Annotated in this window: 19 protein-coding genes; 12 read left to right on the forward strand and 7 right to left on the reverse strand. The window is 32.6% G+C overall.

From position 1 onward, the window contains the following. Nucleotides 1-45: 45 nt before the first annotated feature. On the forward strand, nucleotides 46-837 hold the full coding sequence (locus tag ISP02_RS05300) for a glycerophosphodiester phosphodiesterase (RefSeq protein ID WP_195721833.1): 792 nt from the start codon (nucleotides 46-48) through the stop codon (nucleotides 835-837). Between the two features lie 14 nt (nucleotides 838-851). Here the strand turns inward: ISP02_RS05300 and ISP02_RS05305 are convergent, their stop codons facing one another. The 3 genes from ISP02_RS05305 to ISP02_RS05315 form a co-directional block, all read right to left on the reverse strand. Further along, nucleotides 852-1,376, reverse strand: a complete 525-nt coding sequence (locus tag ISP02_RS05305) for a GNAT family N-acetyltransferase (protein ID WP_195720549.1) — start codon at nucleotides 1,374-1,376, stop codon at nucleotides 852-854. Between the two features lie 101 nt (nucleotides 1,377-1,477). Continuing rightward, nucleotides 1,478-2,080: a 30S ribosomal protein S4 gene (gene rpsD / locus ISP02_RS05310; protein ID WP_195720550.1), complete on the reverse strand. Its 603-nt coding sequence runs from the start codon at nucleotides 2,078-2,080 to the stop codon at nucleotides 1,478-1,480. Between the two features lie 239 nt (nucleotides 2,081-2,319). Continuing rightward, on the reverse strand, nucleotides 2,320-2,787 hold the full coding sequence (locus ISP02_RS05315; protein ID WP_195720551.1) for a GAF domain-containing protein: 468 nt from the start codon (nucleotides 2,785-2,787) through the stop codon (nucleotides 2,320-2,322). 213 nt (nucleotides 2,788-3,000) lie between these two features. On the opposite strand from ISP02_RS05315, the gene ezrA reads away from it, so the two are divergent. The 9 genes from ezrA to ISP02_RS05360 all read left to right on the forward strand — a co-directional run bounded on the left by ezrA (nucleotide 3,001) and on the right by ISP02_RS05360 (nucleotide 13,115). Continuing rightward, nucleotides 3,001-4,701 carry a septation ring formation regulator EzrA gene (ezrA, locus tag ISP02_RS05320; RefSeq protein ID WP_195720552.1) on the forward strand — a complete coding sequence of 567 codons (1,701 nt, stop codon included), beginning with the start codon at nucleotides 3,001-3,003 and terminating at the stop codon, nucleotides 4,699-4,701. Nucleotides 4,702-4,906: 205 nt separating this feature from the next. After that, a complete protein-coding gene (locus ISP02_RS05325) occupies nucleotides 4,907-6,043 on the forward strand; it encodes a cysteine desulfurase family protein (RefSeq protein WP_195720553.1) in 1,137 nt (378 codons plus the stop codon). After that, nucleotides 6,040-7,263 (forward strand): tRNA uracil 4-sulfurtransferase ThiI, encoded by a 1,224-nt coding sequence (gene thiI, locus ISP02_RS05330; RefSeq protein WP_195720554.1) that lies wholly within the window; start codon nucleotides 6,040-6,042, stop codon nucleotides 7,261-7,263. The genes ISP02_RS05325 and thiI overlap by 4 nt, the downstream gene beginning before the upstream one ends. 39 nt (nucleotides 7,264-7,302) lie before the next feature. Continuing rightward, nucleotides 7,303-8,073 (forward strand): TSUP family transporter, encoded by a 771-nt coding sequence (locus tag ISP02_RS05335; protein WP_195720555.1) that lies wholly within the window; start codon nucleotides 7,303-7,305, stop codon nucleotides 8,071-8,073. Nucleotides 8,074-8,602: 529 nt separating this feature from the next. Then, nucleotides 8,603-9,595: a signal peptide peptidase SppA gene (gene sppA, locus ISP02_RS05340; RefSeq protein WP_195720556.1), complete on the forward strand. Its 993-nt coding sequence runs from the start codon at nucleotides 8,603-8,605 to the stop codon at nucleotides 9,593-9,595. Nucleotides 9,596-9,604: 9 nt separating this feature from the next. Next, nucleotides 9,605-10,153, forward strand: coding sequence for an RDD family protein (locus ISP02_RS05345; RefSeq protein ID WP_235980495.1), 549 nt, complete (start codon nucleotides 9,605-9,607; stop codon nucleotides 10,151-10,153). A gap of 91 nt (nucleotides 10,154-10,244) precedes the next feature. Beyond that, nucleotides 10,245-10,739: a thiol peroxidase gene (gene tpx, locus ISP02_RS05350; RefSeq protein WP_195720557.1), complete on the forward strand. Its 495-nt coding sequence runs from the start codon at nucleotides 10,245-10,247 to the stop codon at nucleotides 10,737-10,739. A gap of 142 nt (nucleotides 10,740-10,881) precedes the next feature. Further along, complete coding sequence (locus ISP02_RS05355; RefSeq protein WP_195720558.1) at nucleotides 10,882-11,829, forward strand: class I SAM-dependent methyltransferase; 948 nt, start codon at nucleotides 10,882-10,884, stop codon at nucleotides 11,827-11,829. 86 nt (nucleotides 11,830-11,915) lie between these two features. Beyond that, a complete protein-coding gene (locus ISP02_RS05360; RefSeq protein ID WP_195720559.1) occupies nucleotides 11,916-13,115 on the forward strand; it encodes an acetate kinase in 1,200 nt (399 codons plus the stop codon). Between the two features lie 115 nt (nucleotides 13,116-13,230). Here the strand turns inward: ISP02_RS05360 and ISP02_RS05365 are convergent, their stop codons facing one another. Further along, nucleotides 13,231-13,734: a universal stress protein gene (locus tag ISP02_RS05365; protein ID WP_195720560.1), complete on the reverse strand. Its 504-nt coding sequence runs from the start codon at nucleotides 13,732-13,734 to the stop codon at nucleotides 13,231-13,233. A 139-nt stretch (nucleotides 13,735-13,873) separates the two neighbouring features. On the opposite strand from ISP02_RS05365, the gene ald reads away from it, so the two are divergent. Then, nucleotides 13,874-14,989 (forward strand): alanine dehydrogenase, encoded by a 1,116-nt coding sequence (gene ald, locus ISP02_RS05370; protein ID WP_195720561.1) that lies wholly within the window; start codon nucleotides 13,874-13,876, stop codon nucleotides 14,987-14,989. A gap of 172 nt (nucleotides 14,990-15,161) precedes the next feature. Here ald and ISP02_RS05375 read toward each other — a convergent pair whose 3' ends face one another. Next, nucleotides 15,162-15,791 (reverse strand): copper homeostasis protein CutC, encoded by a 630-nt coding sequence (locus ISP02_RS05375; protein ID WP_195720562.1) that lies wholly within the window; start codon nucleotides 15,789-15,791, stop codon nucleotides 15,162-15,164. After that, nucleotides 15,788-16,840, reverse strand: coding sequence for a M24 family metallopeptidase (locus ISP02_RS05380; RefSeq protein ID WP_195720563.1), 1,053 nt, complete (start codon nucleotides 16,838-16,840; stop codon nucleotides 15,788-15,790). The genes ISP02_RS05375 and ISP02_RS05380 overlap by 4 nt, the downstream gene beginning before the upstream one ends. Before the next feature lie 200 nt (nucleotides 16,841-17,040). On the opposite strand from ISP02_RS05380, the gene ISP02_RS05385 reads away from it, so the two are divergent. Beyond that, nucleotides 17,041-17,730: a metal-dependent hydrolase gene (locus ISP02_RS05385; RefSeq protein ID WP_195720564.1), complete on the forward strand. Its 690-nt coding sequence runs from the start codon at nucleotides 17,041-17,043 to the stop codon at nucleotides 17,728-17,730. Between the two features lie 74 nt (nucleotides 17,731-17,804). Here the strand turns inward: ISP02_RS05385 and ISP02_RS05390 are convergent, their stop codons facing one another. After that, on the reverse strand, nucleotides 17,805-18,218 hold the full coding sequence (locus ISP02_RS05390; RefSeq protein ID WP_195720565.1) for a universal stress protein: 414 nt from the start codon (nucleotides 18,216-18,218) through the stop codon (nucleotides 17,805-17,807). Nucleotides 18,219-18,261: the final 43 nt, after the last annotated feature.

The following is an 18,261-nucleotide window of genomic DNA, read 5'->3' on the forward strand; positions in this document are numbered from 1 at the left end:
CTTTAAAAAGATATGTTATCTTATTTTAGAGTATACACTGTGAGAATGAAAGAAGAGAGGCCTGAAAAAATGACGAATGGTAATTTTAAAGTTGTAGCACATAGAGGATTATCAGCCGAATTTCCTGAAAACACGTTGATTGCTTTTGAAGCTGCTTTAGCATTAAGTATTGATTTTTTAGAAACTGATATACATAAAACACAAGATAATAAACTTGTAGTTATACATGACGAAACGGTTGATCGTACATCTAATGGAGTAGGTAAGGTGAAAAATTATACTTTGCAACAATTGTATAATTTAGATTATGGCAGTTGGAAAGGAGGGGAATTTAAAGGCCAAAATATTATGGAACTGCGGGAAGTTTTAAAGCTCGTGAATAAATATAATAAAAAGTTATTAATTGAAATCAAAAAGCCCGAACAATATCCTGGAATTGAAAAATTATTATTACAACAATTAGCAGAGTCTCAAGTGGAAGCCGAAAATATCGTGATACAGTCGTTTAACATGGACAGTATAAAAAAAATAAAAAAAGCTGATTTAGGTTATAAACTTGGTGTTCTAATAAGTGCCAAAAAATATTGGTATCGCTTGCCTAATTTCAAAAAAATAGCGACTTTTGCACACTTTATAAATCCGAACTATAAACTCGTATCAGCAAGATTTGTTTCAAAAGCACATCGGCACAATTTAATAGTAATGCCCTATACTGTTAATGATTTAACTACGTATACTAGGCTGATTGAAACAAATATTGATGGCTTAATAACAGATGCGCCAAATACATTTACTGATCTTAAACGAGGCAGCGTTGTATTTGGTGCAAATAAGTAAATATTAAAGTGTGTTTATTTAATATGTGATAAGTCATTATCCGATTCTTGCCAATTCTTTTTTAATAAACCCATCACATGGCAATCACTATAAGACCCTCTCGTATAAAAGTGCTCTTTTAATGTGCCTTCAATTTTAAAATTATTACTTTCATAGATATGTACTGCTTTACTATTATTTACATCAACGAATAAGTAAATTTTGTGTAAATTTAAAACAAGGAAAGCATAATCAATAGCCATTTTAAATGCACTTTTTGCATGGCCTTTACCGCTATATTGTGGATCAATAATAATTTGAATTTCACAATTACGATGTACAAAATTAATCTCTACAAGTTCAACAACACCAAAACGAATATTATTTTCTTCAATGATAAAGCGTCTCTCAGATTCATCTAAAATATGTTTTTTATATAATGTTTGTAGTTCACTTAAAGATTGATAGGGTTCTTCAAACCAATAGGACATTATTGAGTATTCATTATTTAAGTGATGGACGAATTGTAAATCTGTTTCTTCTAATGCTCTAATAATCATTTAATTACACTCCTTTATAACTAGCATAATCAATTTATGTCGATATGTAAAAAGCCAAGAAAATCTTCTTTAAGATTTTCTTGGCTTTAAAGTTTAACTCATTATCTTGAGTAGTACTCAACGATAAGTTGTTCATTGATTTCAGCAGGTAATTCACTACGTTCAGGAACGCGGATATATTTACCTTGTAAATTGTCAGCATCAAATTCTAAGTAATCTGGTACGAAGTTATTGATTTCTACTGATTCAGCAATGATGTTTAAGTTTTGTGATTTTTCACGGACAGTAATTGTTTGACCTGGTTTTAAAGTGTATGATGGGATATCAACATGTTTACCATCTACTTCAATGTGACCATGTCCAACCAATTGACGTGCTTGACGACGAGTACGAGCTAAACCTAATGAATAAACAACTGCATCTAAACGAGAAGCAAGTAATTGCATGAAGTTTTCACCATGTACGCCGTGTTGCTTTGCAGCAGTATCAAAAGTGTTACGGAATTGTCTTTCAGTAATTCCATATAAGTAACGTAATTTTTGTTTTTCACGTAATTGTAAACCATATTCTGATAATTTCTTACGTTGGTTAGGACCGTGTTGTCCTGGAGCGTAAGGACGTTTTTCTAATTCTTTACCTGTGCCACTTAAAGAGATACCTAAGCGACGAGATTTTTTCCAATTTGAACCTCTAAATCGAGCCATAATAAGACTCCTCCTTCTTTTTTGTAGTTATGAAAGAACAAAAAAGAGTGTTGCATGCTTATTTAGATATATTGTTTTATGTATCTTCACCTCATAGCTATGGTTACATGATACGTCCACATCGGGAACAACATAGAGCCAAATAATATACAACTGCTAGTTTCGTTATTTCACACAAAGTATATTGTACCAGTTTGTCACAAAGTGTCAATATAAAATAATGATTCGTAAGTTATTTCTTATTTTAATTGATGTTCAATAATATTAACGATTTGTTCTAATTGTTGTTGATCATTGTCATCGAAACGACTTTGAATCGGTGCATCAATATCTAACACACCAATAATTTCATTCTTATTGTCATGAATAGGGATTACAATTTCTGATTTACTATTTGCATCACAAGCTATATGGCCAGGAAAAGCATTTACGTCTGCAACGACTTGAGTTTGATCTTGTTCAACTGCAGCGCCACAAACTCCGCTACCTATTGCTATATGGACGCATGCGGGATGCCCTTGAAAAGGACCAAGAACAAGCTCATTATTTTCAAGTAAATAAAATCCTACCCAATTAATCTGGTCTAGATTATCATTTAATAAAGCTGAAGTATTACTTAATATAGCTATGAGATTTGATTCATCTTCAATTAAGGCTTTAAGTTGTTTGTGTAACATACTATAGTTGGTTGTTTTTATTTCAGTCATAAAAGGAGACCTCGCTTTACTTATAGTGTTGAATATCGTTTCAAATGGTATAGTATATAGTTAAATGATTCAAGAAGTTAGCCTTAAATTGTAAAGTAAGCTGAAGCATTTGTAACAAATATAAAATATTCTGTAGATTTCATCTATTTTCTATTTTAATGAATGGGTAACTTACGTTATAATTGAAAATGATAAAATAGGAGGAGAAAATATATGGTACTATATATTATTTTAGCAATTATTGTCATTATACTGATTATAGTTGGTATATTGTTTTATATGCGCTCAAATAAGAGTCGCGTTGTTGAACAAGCTGAAGAAAGAAGACTAAAGGTCGAACAGCTACCTTATGAAGAAAGCTTGTCTAAATTAACAGAATTAAAATTCGCTGGCGAAACAAAAGATACATACGATAAACTAAAAAAACAAGCGAACGACAGCCATGAACAATATTTAGCACCAGTTGATGAAAAACTTCATAATGCGGAAGGTATGCTAGAGAAATTTAAATTTTCTCAAGCTCAAAATGAAGTAGATGAATCACATGAATTAATGGATCAGTATGAGGAACAATACAAAACAACAGATGGGCAAGTTGACGAAATAGTCGAATTGCATAAATATAGCCATAAACTATATGACGAATGTAAAAACGATTCTCGCGAAATGAAAAGAGATGTACTTGCTAATCGTCACCAATTTGGTGAAGCTGCGGGTCCATTAGAAAGTGAAATCGAATCTTTCGAGCCTGAAATTAAAACATATGAGTCATTAAAAGAAGAAGGTAATTACAAACAAGCTCATGAACATATCAAAACATTAAATGAAGATATGAATTACCTTAAAAAGGACATGGCCGAAATTCCTGATTTAATAAGAGAAGCGCAAAAAGAATTGCCTGGACAATTCCAAGATTTGAAATATGGTTGTCGAGATTTAAAAGTTGAAGGTTATGATTTAGACCATGTCAAAATTGATAGCACATTGCAAACGCTTAAAACAGAACTAAGTTTCGTTGAACCACTAATTAGCAAATTGCAACTTGAAGAAGCTAATGATAAGTTAGTAAATATAAACGATCGTTTAGATGAAATGTATGATTTGATCGAACACGAAGTTAAATCTAAAAACAACGTCGAGGAAACAAAAGAAATTATTACCGATAATTTATTTAAAGCGAAAGATATGAACTATACATTACAAACTGAAATTGAATATGTAAGAGAAAATTATTACATTAATGAAACAGACGTACAAAACGTAAGACAATTTGAAAATGAAATTCAAAATTTAATTGCGGTTTATGACGATATTTTACGTGAAACTTCTAAATCTGCCGTGCGTTATAGCGAAGTAGAAGATAATTTAAAATATATTGAAAAGCACGTTGATGTTATTAATGAAAAGCAGGAGAAATTACAAAATCATCTGATTCAATTGCGTGAAGACGAAGCTGAGGCAGAAGATAATATTTTACGTGTACAAGGTAAAAAAGAAGAAGTTTATCGACGTTTACTAGCTTCTAACTTACCAAGCGTACCGGAACGCTTTATTATAATGAAAAACGAAATAGACAATGAAGTACGTGAAGTTAATAAAAAGTTCAGCGTGCGTCCAATTCATGTGAAACATTTAAAAGATAAAGTCTCTAAAGTGGTATTACAGATGAATAAATTTGAAGATGAAGCTAATGATGTGCTAGTGAATGCTGTTCATGCTGAAAAATTGATTCAATATGGTAACCGCTATAGAAAAGATAACGCTAGCGTAGATAAAAGCTTAAATGAAGCGGAACGTTTATTTAAAAACAATCGTTACAAACGTTCTATCGAAATTGCAGAACAAGCGCTAGAAAATGTTGAACCTGGAATTGCTAAACAAATTGAAGATCAGGTTGCTAAAGAAAATGCTTAATAAATAAAATTTTTATATAAAAGACACGAATCGAAAACTTCGATTTCGTGTCTTTTAATTTTTCCAAAAAATAGTATAATGCTTGAGTAGACTTTTTATATGGTAAGCTAAATTCTAATTTTACGAATGCCCGGCAAGTGATAACAAATGTAAAACAATTAGTTAAAATAAATAAGTAATAATAACTTTCAAGGGAGTGAACAAAATGATTTACCTCGATAATGCTGCTACGACTAAACCAAATCAAGACGTTTTGGATACTTTTTTAAAGGTGAATCAAACATTATATTTTAACCCTAGTAGTCCCCATAAAGCAGGCGTACAAGCAGAGCAACTTTTAATACAGGCTAAGTATCAAATTAACACGCTGTTATCGTTAAATAATAATTATGACATTGTATTTACGAGTGGTGCTACTGAATCTAATAATATTGCACTTCAAGGTATTGCTAAAAAGAAAAAAATGTTCGCTCCTGAAATCATTACTTCTGTGCTAGAACATCCATCAGTTTTAGAAGTTGTGCGTGAATTAGGAAATCAAGGGTTTGTAATTAAGTATGTTGGTATTCAATCAGACGGCAGGATAGATTTAGAGCAACTCAAAAGTTTAATGTCTGATAAAGTAGGGCTAGTGACATGTATGCACGTTAATAATATTATGGGACAAGTACAACCCATAGCTGAAATAGGACGTATCGTTAATGAATACCCTAAAGCGCACTTTCATGTAGACGCTGTTCAAGCTATTGGCAAGATTCCTTTATGCCTTAAAGGTGTTCATAGTATGAGCATGAGCGGACACAAATTTAATGGTTTGAAAGGTCAAGGTGTGTTATTAGTCAAAAACGTACATCAAATTGAGCCCATTATGCAAGGCGGGGGACAAGAATTAGGTATAAGAAGCGGTACGATTAATTTACCTATTAATATAAGTATAGTGAAAGCAATTAAATATGCTGTACAAAACCAACCACAATTGCACCAGAAATTGCGTTCATTTAATAGTGATTTAAGAAAATTTGTAGATGAATATAAAGGTGTTTATATCAACTCACCTGATGATGCTGCCCCTCACATATTAAATATTGCTTTTTCAGGCGTTAAAGGTGAAGTGTTGGTAAATGCATTTTCAAAATTTGATGTCATGTTATCAACTACAAGCGCATGTGCGTCGAAAAAAGCCGAACTAAACGAAGTACTTTTAGGTATGAATATTCCTAAGAGTAATATTGAAGGAAGCATAAGACTGTCATTAGGTGTAAATACAACATCCAATGATATTGCTACATTTAAAGAAATATTTATGAAAGTATATGAAGAAGTTAAGGAGTTGTTAAAATGACTTATGACCATTTATTAGTTAGATATGGTGAGTTAACGCTTAAAGGCGGTAATCGTAAAATGTTCGTTAATCAATTGCGCACAAACGTACAAAACGCGTTACGTTCATTAGATGGAATAAAAATTAAAGCCAATAGAGATAGAATGTATATAGAACTAGAAGAGCAAGCTGAAATTGATGAAATCATTGAACGTTTGTCAAAAATATTTGGCATTTATTCAATCAGTCCGGTTATGAAAGTAGAAAAGTCAGTCGAAGCGGTAGAACAACAAGCAAATGAGTTTGCTAGTAATTATAATAATGGTGACACATTTAAAATTGATGTAAAACGCGCTGATAAAAATTTCCCTTATGACACTTATGATTTACAACGCCAAGTCGGCGGTGCTGTGTTAAAAGAGAATGACCATATTAGTGTTAATGTGAAGCAACCAGATCATGAGATTAAAGTTGAAGTTAGAATAGATGCAATTTATATCTATGATCAAACTATTGAAGGTGTTGGAGGACTACCTGTTGGTACTAGTGGTAAAACACTATTAATGCTATCTGGTGGAATTGACTCGCCTGTGGCTGGTATGGAAGTTATGCGTCGTGGTGTTACTATAGAAGCAATTCATTTCCATAGTCCGCCTTTTACTAGTGAAAAAGCAAAAGATAAAGTAATTGAGCTAACACGTATATTAGCTCAACATGTGGGACCGATAAAATTACACATCGTGCCATTTACTGAGTTGCAAAAACAAATTAATAAAGTCGTTCATGAACGTTATACTATGACGTCTACACGTCGTATGATGATGCAAGTAGCTGATAAATTAGTCCATAAAATTGGCGGTCATGCGATTGTTAATGGTGAAAATTTAGGTCAAGTGGCAAGTCAAACACTTAAAAGTATGTATGCTATAAATAATGTAACTTCAACACCTATATTACGACCTTTATTAACATTAGATAAGGAAGAAATAGTGAAAAAGGCTAAGCTTTATGGCACGTTTGATGTCTCAATTCAACCTTATGAAGATTGCTGTACTATTTTCACACCTAAAAATCCTGTGACAGAGCCAGATTTTGCTAAAGTCTTAAAATATGAAAGTGTCTATGATTTTGAAGATATGATAAACCGAGCAGTAGAAAATATTGAGACCATAATTATAACTAAAGATTATAAAAGCGAAAAAGAAGCTGAGACTAACGCAATAATAGAAGATTTATTTTAACCATATTACAAATAGATTATAGATAAAGGGGATACAACTATGGATTGGGATTTATCAATTATATTAATTGTAATAGCGTTAGGATTTTTAGCGGCATTTATTGATGCAGTCGTAGGTGGCGGTGGATTAATTTCAATCCCAACTTTATTAGCGATTGGCTTACCACCTTCAATCGCACTAGGTACCAACAAACTAGCTAGTGTTTTTGGTACAATGACTAGCGCAATGAGGTTTATTAGGTCAAGAAAAGTAGATTTATCTTTAGTTGGGAAGTTATTGCCATTTGTGTTTATTTTTTCAATAATCGGCTCCAGTCTCGCAACTTTTTTACCTGCAGATTTATTAAAACCAATCGTAATTATAATACTTACTGCTGTACTTATATATACTTTGATACGTAAAGATTGGGGTAGCATACGTACATTTAATAAATTAACAGCAGCAAAAGCAATTCTTTTTACTTCTTTAATTAGTATTATTGGATTTTATGATGGTTTCTTAGGTGGTGGTACGGGGTCCTTTTTACTATTTATTTTACTTATGTTCGGCTTTGATTTTTTAAGTGCAGCTGGAAATGCGAAGGTCTTAAATTTTGGTTCTAACTTAGGTGCTTTATTGTTGTTTATTTGTTTAGGACATGTTGACTACTTTATAGGTATTATCATGGCACTTAGTATGATAGCCGGATCATACGTTGGTGCAATGTTTGCAATAAACAAAGGTGTTGGATATGTTAAAGTATTATTTGTTATTGTAACGGCAATACTAATTTTGAAAAATGCTTATGATTATATAAGTCAGACATTTTAATTACATATGAAATAAGTTTGAAAGAAAAAAACTGAATTAATAGCCCTTAAATGGTTTCCAATTTGAAATCACTTAGGGGCTATTTTATTTTATTATTTCTTTACATAGTTTGTTTTCCTGTGTGACTGCTTTAGCCTGCGGTCTTAAGCCGTTCCTGTACCTTATCATCATTATTAAATTCATTCTTTATTGGTTCTCTTGCATTAAGAATAACTTGCGCATACCCAAACTTAAATTACCTGTTAAAACTGACGCTTTATCAATTTTAAAATTCATAGATAATGTTTGAATAAGCGCTTACAGAGAATAGAGGTGATTTTTGATGATTCAAAGGTAGAGTTTGATGCAAATAGATATACATTAGTATAGGAAATAAGTAACCAAGAACTCGAATCGAAAAAAACTTATTAATATGAGAAGAAACTGTTTTTTAATAAGTTTTTTTTATCCTTTTTTTTAGTCTATAGTCTGATATAGTAAGTATATGTGAGTAAATAGCTAACAAAATTTAATTTAGAGGTGTATAGTAATGTCTAAAAAAAGAGTGATTGCCATCATTCTAGCTGTTGTTGTGATATTAGGTGGGATTACTGTAAGTTCTATTAGTGCTATAGTGAGTTCATTTATTTCAAATAGCAGTTCTAGTAACGTCGACCCATTCACAGAAAAAACAGAACAACAAGGGAGTTCATCTAAAAGAATTGCACATTTAACGCTAAACGGTGAAATTTCTGAAGGTTCTGGCGGTGGTTTGTTTGGGGGAAGTGGTTACGATCATGAAGCTTTTATGAAGCAATTGGATAATGTCAAAAAAGATAATTCGGTTAAAGGTGTCTTGCTAACTGTTAATTCACCAGGTGGTGGTACCTATCCAAGTGATGAAATTTATAATAAAATTAAACAGATAAAGAAAAAGGGTAAAAAAGTTTACGTATATATGGAAAGTTTAGCTGCTTCTGGTGGTTATTATATTTCAGCACCTGCAGATAAAATTTATGCGGGCCCTCAATCTATGGTGGGTTCAATTGGAGTAATCATGTCTAATGTAGATTATTCAGGTTTGCAAGAGAAACTAGGAATCAAGGAAAATGTTGTTAAGTCAGGCGCACATAAAGATATATTAAGTAGTTCAAGGCCTATGACAAGTGATGAAAAGAATATACTTCAATCAATGTTAAATGATAGCTTTGATCGTTTTGTTAATATTGTAAAAAATGGACGTCACATGTCTGAGAAAAAAGTAAGAAAATTAGCCGACGGGCGAGTTTACAGTGCACAACAAGCGGAGAAAAATGGCTTGATTGATAAAATAGGCTATAAAAATGAAGCGTTGAAATCACTAAAAAAAGATATACATGCTAACAATGCGGAAGTATTTGAATATAGTGAGAGTGAAGGCATTTTCTCTACATTTTTCAATGCTCAATCAAGTGTGAAACAATTCAAAAATGATATCAATGATATTAAATCAGTAATTACGAATGATACTAAAGCTAAACCAATGTATTTATATGAAGGGTAGGTGGGTAAATTGTCTACACAATATAATGTTAACGACAACCAAGAAACAGCTGCATCGCAATCTGCCACCAATGAACCTGTGTCTAATGAATTAATACATGAACAAATGATAAATTCAATATATGCAGGCTTTGGTATTCGCTTTTGGAGTTTTATTATCGATTTATTAATTATATTTGGAATTCATAGCATTATTTTAAAGCCAATATATTACTTGACTAAAATTGATAATATTAAATTATGGATAGATTATTTTAGTGTTGGTCATATGCTCGATGCAGTAGTCTTTTATTTATACTTCGTCTTATTAACGAAATATTTTAAACAAACATTAGGTAAAATGATTTGTAACATACGTGTTGAACGTGAAGACCGAAAACAACTCACATGGACAGATATTTTATTTAGAGAATGGATTGGCCGAATTGTGTGTGGTATTATCTTCAACTTATTATATTTAGTAACTATTTTCACTAAAAAACATAAAGGTATCCACGATTACTTTGCTGGAACTGTTGTCATTAGAAATAAATTTGAAAAATTATTTTATTTGAAATGATTTTTATGTCATCTTAAGTTGTAACTGTTTATTTATTTTAAATAAACAGTTATAATTTTATCGTAAGCTAGATAATAAGGAGGAACCTTACATGACACAAATTACATTTAAGCAAGAACCAATTACTTTAGCTGGTGAACAAGTTAAAGTAGGACAAACGGCACCAGACTTTTCAGTATTAGATAACGGCCTAAACGAAGTAACGTTAGCTAATTATGAAGGTCAAAAGAAATTAATAAGTGTAGTTCCATCTATTGATACTGGTGTTTGTGATCAACAAACACGTAAATTTAATGAAGAAGCTGCTCAAGAAAACGGTGTAGTATTAACTATTTCTGTTGATTTACCATTTGCTCAAAAGAGATGGTGTGCTGCTAACGGTTTAGATAATGTATTGACATTAAGTGACCATAAAGATTTATCATTTGGTAAAAATTACGGTGTTATTATGGAAGAATTGCGTTTATTAGCGCGTTCAGTATTTGTATTGGACCAAAATAATAAAGTAGTTTATTCTGAAATCGTTTCTGAAGGTACTGACTTCCCAGATTTCGATAGTGCGTTAGAAGCATATCGTAATATTTAACTATACTTCTTAACTAAGTTAGTTATTAATCAGTTTTATTGACATTACAAACTATACTGTCCATAATTATTTGGTAATCTAAGATAACGTAGTATCTTAAGACAAAAATTATGGGCAGTTTTTTTAGAAAGGACTATATATCATGGCCGAAGAACAAACAATTATGGAGAGACTATTTCAAACGTTGGATAGCAAAGCTAAAAACTTAAATGAAGAAAATGGACAAAGTTTCATTGAAAATCTAGGTTTAGCAATGGAAGATGTTTATAAAAATGAAAGAGATTTATTAGAACAAGCAACTTTTCAAGATAGAAGAAAAGCATTTCAATTTGCGTATTTAAGCTTATTACAAAATGAAGAAATTCAAGCAAATCACCAGATTACGCCAGATTCAATTGGGTTAATTTTAGGATTTCTAGTAAAACAATTTATGTCAGATAGTGAAACATTGCATATTGCTGACTTAGCAAGTGGCGCTGGTCATCTAAGTGCTTCTGTACATGAAGTAATGACTGATGTTAACTTGATGCATCACTTAGTCGAAGTTGATCCCGTATTATCTAGAGTTAGCGTTCATTTAGCAAACTTTTTAGAAATTCCTTTTGATGTATATCCACAGGATGCGATAATGCCGCTTACTTTTGAAGATGCGAATGCAGTTATTGGTGACTTACCAATCGGTTATTATCCTGCTGATGAACGTAGTCATGAAATGGAATTAGGGTTTAAAGAGGGACACAGTTATTCACATTATTTACTTATTGAACAAGCCATATCTGCTTTAGAGCCTTCTGGTTATGCATTTTTAGTAGTGCCTAGTAATATCTTTGAAGGTGACAATGTAAAACAGTTACAAAATTTCATTGCTACAGAATCAGAAATGCAAGCCTTTTTAAATTTACCAGCTACATTGTTTAAAAATGAAAATGCACGCAAATCTATTTTAATTCTACAAAAGAAAGAGACTAATGTTACAAAGCCGGTTGAGGTCTTGTTAGCCAATATTCCTGATTTTAAAAATCCACAACAATTCCAAGGCTTTTTAGCTGATTTAACTGAATGGATGAAAGCAAATCATCCTGAAAAATAAACTGTAACACTCTTGAATTTCAACTGTATTAATGGTTAAATTAATATGGATATTATAACTTAATTGAAAATGGAGGCATTATGCTCATGTCAAAGTTAATTTTGGCGATAAACGCTGGTAGTTCTTCTTTGAAATTTCAACTTATTGAAATGCCCGAAGAAAAAATCGTAACAAAAGGTTTAATAGAAAGAATTGGTTTAAATGATTCTATATTTACTATCGAAGTAAATGATGAAAAAATAAAAAATGTAACCGACATCAAAAATCATGAAGATGCTGTTAATATAATGTTGGATAGTTTTAAAAAACACGGTATTATCGAAAGTATTTATGATATCGAAGGTACTGGTCACCGTGTAGTACACGGGGGAGAAATCTTCCCGAGCTCAGTATATGTTACTGATGAAGTAGAAAAACAAATTGAAAGTTTAAGTGAATTAGCACCTTTACACAATCCTGCAAACTTAATGGGTATACGCGCTTTCCGTAAATTATTACCTGAGATTCCTCATGTTGCTGTATTCGATACATCATTCCATCAAACAATGCCTGAAAAGTCATTCTTATATAGTTTGCCATATCAATATTATGAAGATTATGGTATTCGTAAATATGGCTTCCATGGTACAAGTCATAAATATGTATCGCAACGTGCTGCTGAAATATTAGGTAAACCAATTGAAGAGTTGAGAATCATCTCTTGTCATATTGGTAATGGAGCTTCAATCGCAGCTATTGACGGTGGTGAATCAGTTGATACATCAATGGGGTTCACACCATTAGCAGGTGTAACAATGGGAACGCGTTCAGGGAATATTGACCCAGCTTTAATACCGTTCCTAATGGAAAAAACGCATAAAACAGCTGAAGAGGTATTAGATACATTAAATAAAGAATCAGGCTTATTAGGTATCTCTGGTAGTTCAAGTGACTTAAGAGATATTATTGAAGATAGTAAAGAGGGGAAAGAAAGAGCACAGCTTGCATTAGACGTATTCGCGTCTAGAATTCACAAATACATTGGTTCTTACGCAACGCGTATGCACGGCGTAGATGTAATTGTCTTTACTGCTGGTGTTGGGGAAAATTCTGACCCTGTACGTGCTAAAGTTCTTGAAGGTTTAGAATTTATGGGCGTATATTGGGAAGCTAAAAAGAACGAAAATATACATGGTGAAGAAGGATTTATCAGCTACCCACATTCACCAGTAAAAGTATTAGTTATCCCTACAAATGAAGAAGTAATGATTGCGCGAGATGTTGTAATTTTTGGTGATTTAGATTAATTAGAGTATAGAACTTAAAATCTCTAACTAAAATAGCCCTTAAAAGATTTCTGATATGAAATCTTTTAAGGGCTATTAATTTTGAAAATATATCCTAAACACTCTTAAAAAATTATTAATGAGTTTGATATTGAGATCTAAATTCATCTGTAGCAACTTGAGGTTGGAAATCTTCTGGTAATTCTTCTGTACGAACAACTAAGACATCACATGGTGAATGGCGAACAATAGCTTCTGACACAGAACCTACGATAAAACGTTCTACCGCATTTAAACCTGAAGTACCACACATAATTAAATCCGCTCCAACATCAGTAGCTAATTTTTTGGGGATAATAGCTTTAGGCGAACCAAATTCAAGTCGTGTTACAACATCTGAAACGCCTGAATTAGTAGCTACTTCTTTATAACCATTAAGTAGATCTTCAGAGAAGTTCTTAGATTTCTCTGTAAACTGTGCATCATAGACTTCATATGAAGAATATGTTCTTGAGTCAATGACGTTAACAACAGTCAATTGGGCTTCGTTACGTTTAGCCACATCAACGGCTTTGTTGAATGCCCATTCAGCTTCAAGTGATCCATCAACTGCGATTAAAATGTTTTTATATGTTAGCATCGCAATTACCTCCTTCGTTTTCTTATTTATAGTATACCACATTGTCAGAATTTTAAATCAATTTAAATAACAAAATTTTTAAATTTAATGATTGCGCTTTCAAATCTTTCACGTTACCATATTTATGGAGGTGGGCAAATTGAATATAGGTATCCCAAAAGAGATAAAAAATAACGAAAATCGAGTAAGTTCATCACCAAGTGGTGTGCATGCTTTAGTAGAACAAGGACATGAAGTTTTTGTAGAGACTTCTGCAGGACTAGGCTCATATTTTGAAGATGTAGACTATGAGCAAGCAGGCGCTAAAATAGTCATGACACAGGACGAAGTATGGGGTGTTGACATGGTAATGAAAGTAAAAGAGCCACTTGAAGAAGAATTTAAATTCTTTAATGAAGGACTTATCTTATTTACTTACCTACATTTAGCAAATGAACGTAAATTAACTGAAGCATTAATGGAAAAGAAAGTAATTAGTATTGCATATGAAACGGTACAATTACCTGATCGTTCTTTACCATTATTAACACCAATGAGTGAAGTTGCCGGACGTATGGCTACTCAGATTGGGGCAGAGTTTTTACAAAAATATAAAGGCGGAATGGGTATTTTACTAGGTGGTGTACCTGGTGTATCTAAAGGCCAAGTTACAATTATTGGTGGAGGCCAAGCTGGGACTAATGCAGCCAAGATCGCGCTTGGATTAGGAGCTGACGTTACAATATTAGATGTGAATCCTCGTCGTTTACAACAGTTAGACGATTTATTTGGCGGTCGTGTTCATACGATTATGTCTAACCCATTAAATATTGAAACAGCCGTAAAAGAAAGTGATCTAGTTATCGGTGCCGTACTTATCCCAGGTGCAAAAGCTCCAAACTTAGTTTCGGAAGAAGTAGTCAAGCAAATGAGAAGTGGTGCGGTTATCGTTGATATAGCAATAGACCAAGGCGGTATTTTTGAAACTACGGATAGAATTTCTACTCATGATGATCCAACTTATAAAAAACATGGTGTAGTACATTATGCTGTAGCAAATATGCCAGGTGCTGTACCAAGAACTTCAACTATTGCACTTAACAATGCGACATTACCATATGCATTACAATTGGCTAATAAAGGTTACTTACAAGCATTACAAGACAATGAGCCTTTATCGCTAGGTTTAAATACAATTAATGGACAATTAACAAATAGTAGTGTTGGAGAAGCATTAAATATTTCTTCAGCTGCCATTTCAGAAGCACTTAAGTGATAGATTTTAATGGTGGTCACTGAATTTATAATAAATAAAGTGATATTGCTTTATCATTGACGGCAAAGCCTAGGCTTTGCCGTCAATTTTTATCAATTATTAGCCTTATAATTATAAGTGTGAGCGCAACTAAAAATGGTAGCTCATTGAGCTACCATTGTAATGTATGCAATTAGACAATTTTTGTACCATGAACTTCTTGGAAGGGAAATGCAGAAAGTAATTCAGATAAATTATCTTTCGTTAACCCACCCCCAGGCATAATTTCTATCTTACCACCGGAGTTCACTACAAGTTTACCTAGATGATTTAAATTATCGAATATATTAGTATCAGATGGCCCGCCATGTGTTAATAAGCGACTGAAACCTATATCAATTAACTGATGTAATGCTTTTATTTGGCCATGGATGTGTATTTGGTCAAAAGCCATGTGGCAAACAACTTTTGTTGGATAAGCTAAGCGATGTAAAGTTTTCATTTGCCATTCATTTAAAATATTATCAGTCGTTAGACATCCAAAAACGAAATAGTCTATGTTAAGGCTTTTAAAAGTTTGAATATCTTTTTGCATAATTTCAAAATCGTAAAGTTCATAGATAAAATTTCCGCCTCGTGGTCTAATCATTACGGCAAGTTCTACGTTGTTCGCTGCACACATTTCAGCAACGATTGCAGTCATACCATAGCTAGGCGTTGTTCCACCAACAGTTAAATTAGCACAAAGTTCTAATCTATTAGCTCCATTATCGATTGCATATTCGACTTCTTGAATCGTTTCTACTACAGCTTCTTTAATCATTTTTTATACCCTGTCAAAATAGTTGCACCTTCATTAGTAACAAGAATATCATCTTCTATACGCACTCCAGCTACGCCTGGTACATATATGCCTGGCTCGACAGTTACGACCATACCCGCTTCAAAAACATTGTCGTTGGTACTTGATACGTCTTGATATTCATGTTCTTCAAGTCCTAAACCATGACCGAGTCTATGCGGGAAGTAATTGCCATAACCTGCATCATTGATAATACCTCTAGCAATGTTATCAATCTCTTTAATCTTAACTCCAGGTTTAATGGCTGCAATTGCTTCAGTTTCAGCTTTCAACACTATGTCGTAAATTTCTTGTGCATCCTCGCTAGGTGTCCCGAATTTAACAGTACGTGTCATATCGCTGCAATAGCTTTCGTAGATAACACCTAAGTCAAATAAGACAAACTCATTATTTTGTAATTTACGGTCTCCTGGAGTACCGTGTGGCGAAGCAGCATGATCACCGAATAGTACCATTGTGTCAAAGCTCATTTCGTTAACGCCATATTTTTTAATTTCATTTTCAATGTGATTAACGACTTCACGTTCTGTGACTCCAACAGCTAAAAAGTTTACCCCGATTTCGATACATTTATCAGCGAGTTTACACGCTTCTTGAATTTTAGCAATTTCATCATTTGATTTCACGTTACGTAGCGCTTTAATTGTATAATCGATGTCGCCAAATGTTTCTACACCAAACGCTTGTATTAATTCACGTTGGCGTTTCAATGTTAAATGTTCAGCTTCGACTAATAATTTTTGTGCTGAGAAACTATATTTTGAGAATGGGTTTTCAGTGTCTAAATAGCCAATTACAGTACCATTAAAAGGAGAGGCTTTAACTTCATCAACTTCTAGTTGTGGGCAAAACAAAACTTGTTCCCCTTTGGATGTAACTAATAAAGCAAATAATCTTTCATGTGGTTCACTTAAATATCCAGTGAAATAAAAAATATTTAATGGAGTAGTAATCCATGCAGCGTCCGCTTGTTGTTTGTTGATTTCATCATTGATTTGTTCTATTTTCATATGTAAGTTCCTCCTATTTTTGCTCTTCTTGTTAATTTTATGTTAGATAGTGAAGTAATTCAAAAATAAGCTATTAAAAAGTAAATAATTCTAGTAAATTATATATGTGCATTCGACAGTTATGTATTAATATTTTGTTATAAACTATACATACGTGGTATACAAATAAAGTAAATACTATAAATGGGAGGAACAACAAAATGAAATTATCTTTTCATGGACAATCAACTGTTTATTTTGAGGCTAACGGTAAAAAGGGTATTATAGACCCATTTATCAGTGGAAATGAATTATCTGATTTAGATCCAAATAATTTAGAAGTAGATTATGTGATTTTAACGCATGGTCATGGTGATCATTTTGGAGACACGATTGAAATTGCAAAGAATAATAATGCAACTGTTATTGGTTCAGCTGAACTAGGAGATTATTTAACTACAAATAAAGATTATGATAATGTACGTCCAATGAATATTGGTGGTAAAGTAGACTTTGATTTTGGATCATTAAAATTTGTTCAAGCGTTTCACAGTTCAAGCTTAACTGATGATAACGGTATTCCAGTTTACCTAGGTATGCCAATGGGCGTAGTTCTAGAATTAGAAGGCAAAACAATTTACCACACTGGTGATACTGGTTTGTTTAGTGATATGAAGTTAATTGCCGATAGACATCCAATAGATATTTGCTTCGTACCTATTGGTGATAATTTTACTATGGGTATTGATGACGCAAGTTATGCAATTAATGAATTTATTAAACCAAAAATAACTGTTCCAATCCATTACAATACGTTTGATTTAATAAAGCAAAATCCAGAAGAATTTAAACAAGCTGTTAATACAGGAGAAGTTCAAATATTAAAACCTGGTGAATCAGTTAATATTTAAATAAAAAATAAACGTTATCATCAAATAGTGTTGATAACGTTTTTGTATGATTATGCGTGCTCTTTTTAACTGTTTTACTTAACGATTAATACAGGAATTTTCGCACGTTTAGCCACTTTATGACTTACGCTACCTAAAACTATTTTCTTCTTGTCGTCGGCTTTTCTATTACTTAATACTACAATCTCATAATCGCCATTGTTAGCATATTTAACTAGTTCAATTTTTGCGCGGCCACGTACGATAACTTCGTCGTGTTTGATTCCATACTCATCTAAAGCTTGACGTGTTGGTTCTAAGCCTTGGCTACGTTTTTCGATTAGTTTATCTAAATGAACACCAGCTTTGATAGACATTTGTGCATCTTGTTCATTAATAGAATTGAAAATAGTTACAACAGTATCTTTACCAGCTATATTAGCAACTTGCTTTAAAGCTTCTTCATTTTTAAGTGTAGTATCCACACCTAATAATATATTTTTATACATAGTTTATCCCTCCTTAATTTTTATTTTAATAAATATATATGAA

The sequence above is a fragment of the Staphylococcus durrellii genome (genome assembly GCF_015594545.1).
GTDB lineage: Bacteria > Bacillota > Bacilli > Staphylococcales > Staphylococcaceae > Staphylococcus > Staphylococcus durrellii.

What these genes read in the sequence shown, in the direction of transcription:
- ISP02_RS05300 (WP_195721833.1), top strand. Translation starts at nt 46, where the DNA reads ATGAAAGAAGAGAGGCCTGAAAAAATGACGAATGGTAATTTTAAAGTT.
- ISP02_RS05305 (WP_195720549.1), bottom strand. Translation starts at nt 1,376, where the DNA reads ATGATTATTAGAGCATTAGAAGAAACAGATTTACAATTCGTCCATCAC.
- rpsD (WP_195720550.1), bottom strand. Translation starts at nt 2,080, where the DNA reads ATGGCTCGATTTAGAGGTTCAAATTGGAAAAAATCTCGTCGCTTAGGT.
- ISP02_RS05315 (WP_195720551.1), bottom strand. Translation starts at nt 2,787, where the DNA reads ATGACTGAAATAAAAACAACCAACTATAGTATGTTACACAAACAACTT.
- ezrA (WP_195720552.1), top strand. Translation starts at nt 3,001, where the DNA reads ATGGTACTATATATTATTTTAGCAATTATTGTCATTATACTGATTATA.
- ISP02_RS05325 (WP_195720553.1), top strand. Translation starts at nt 4,907, where the DNA reads ATGATTTACCTCGATAATGCTGCTACGACTAAACCAAATCAAGACGTT.
- thiI (WP_195720554.1), top strand. Translation starts at nt 6,040, where the DNA reads ATGACTTATGACCATTTATTAGTTAGATATGGTGAGTTAACGCTTAAA.
- ISP02_RS05335 (WP_195720555.1), top strand. Translation starts at nt 7,303, where the DNA reads ATGGATTGGGATTTATCAATTATATTAATTGTAATAGCGTTAGGATTT.
- sppA (WP_195720556.1), top strand. Translation starts at nt 8,603, where the DNA reads ATGTCTAAAAAAAGAGTGATTGCCATCATTCTAGCTGTTGTTGTGATA.
- tpx (WP_195720557.1), top strand. Translation starts at nt 10,245, where the DNA reads ATGACACAAATTACATTTAAGCAAGAACCAATTACTTTAGCTGGTGAA.
- ISP02_RS05355 (WP_195720558.1), top strand. Translation starts at nt 10,882, where the DNA reads ATGGCCGAAGAACAAACAATTATGGAGAGACTATTTCAAACGTTGGAT.
- ISP02_RS05360 (WP_195720559.1), top strand. Translation starts at nt 11,916, where the DNA reads ATGTCAAAGTTAATTTTGGCGATAAACGCTGGTAGTTCTTCTTTGAAA.
- ISP02_RS05365 (WP_195720560.1), bottom strand. Translation starts at nt 13,734, where the DNA reads ATGCTAACATATAAAAACATTTTAATCGCAGTTGATGGATCACTTGAA.
- ISP02_RS05375 (WP_195720562.1), bottom strand. Translation starts at nt 15,791, where the DNA reads ATGATTAAAGAAGCTGTAGTAGAAACGATTCAAGAAGTCGAATATGCA.
- ISP02_RS05380 (WP_195720563.1), bottom strand. Translation starts at nt 16,840, where the DNA reads ATGAAAATAGAACAAATCAATGATGAAATCAACAAACAACAAGCGGAC.
- ISP02_RS05385 (WP_195720564.1), top strand. Translation starts at nt 17,041, where the DNA reads ATGAAATTATCTTTTCATGGACAATCAACTGTTTATTTTGAGGCTAAC.
- ISP02_RS05390 (WP_195720565.1), bottom strand. Translation starts at nt 18,218, where the DNA reads ATGTATAAAAATATATTATTAGGTGTGGATACTACACTTAAAAATGAA.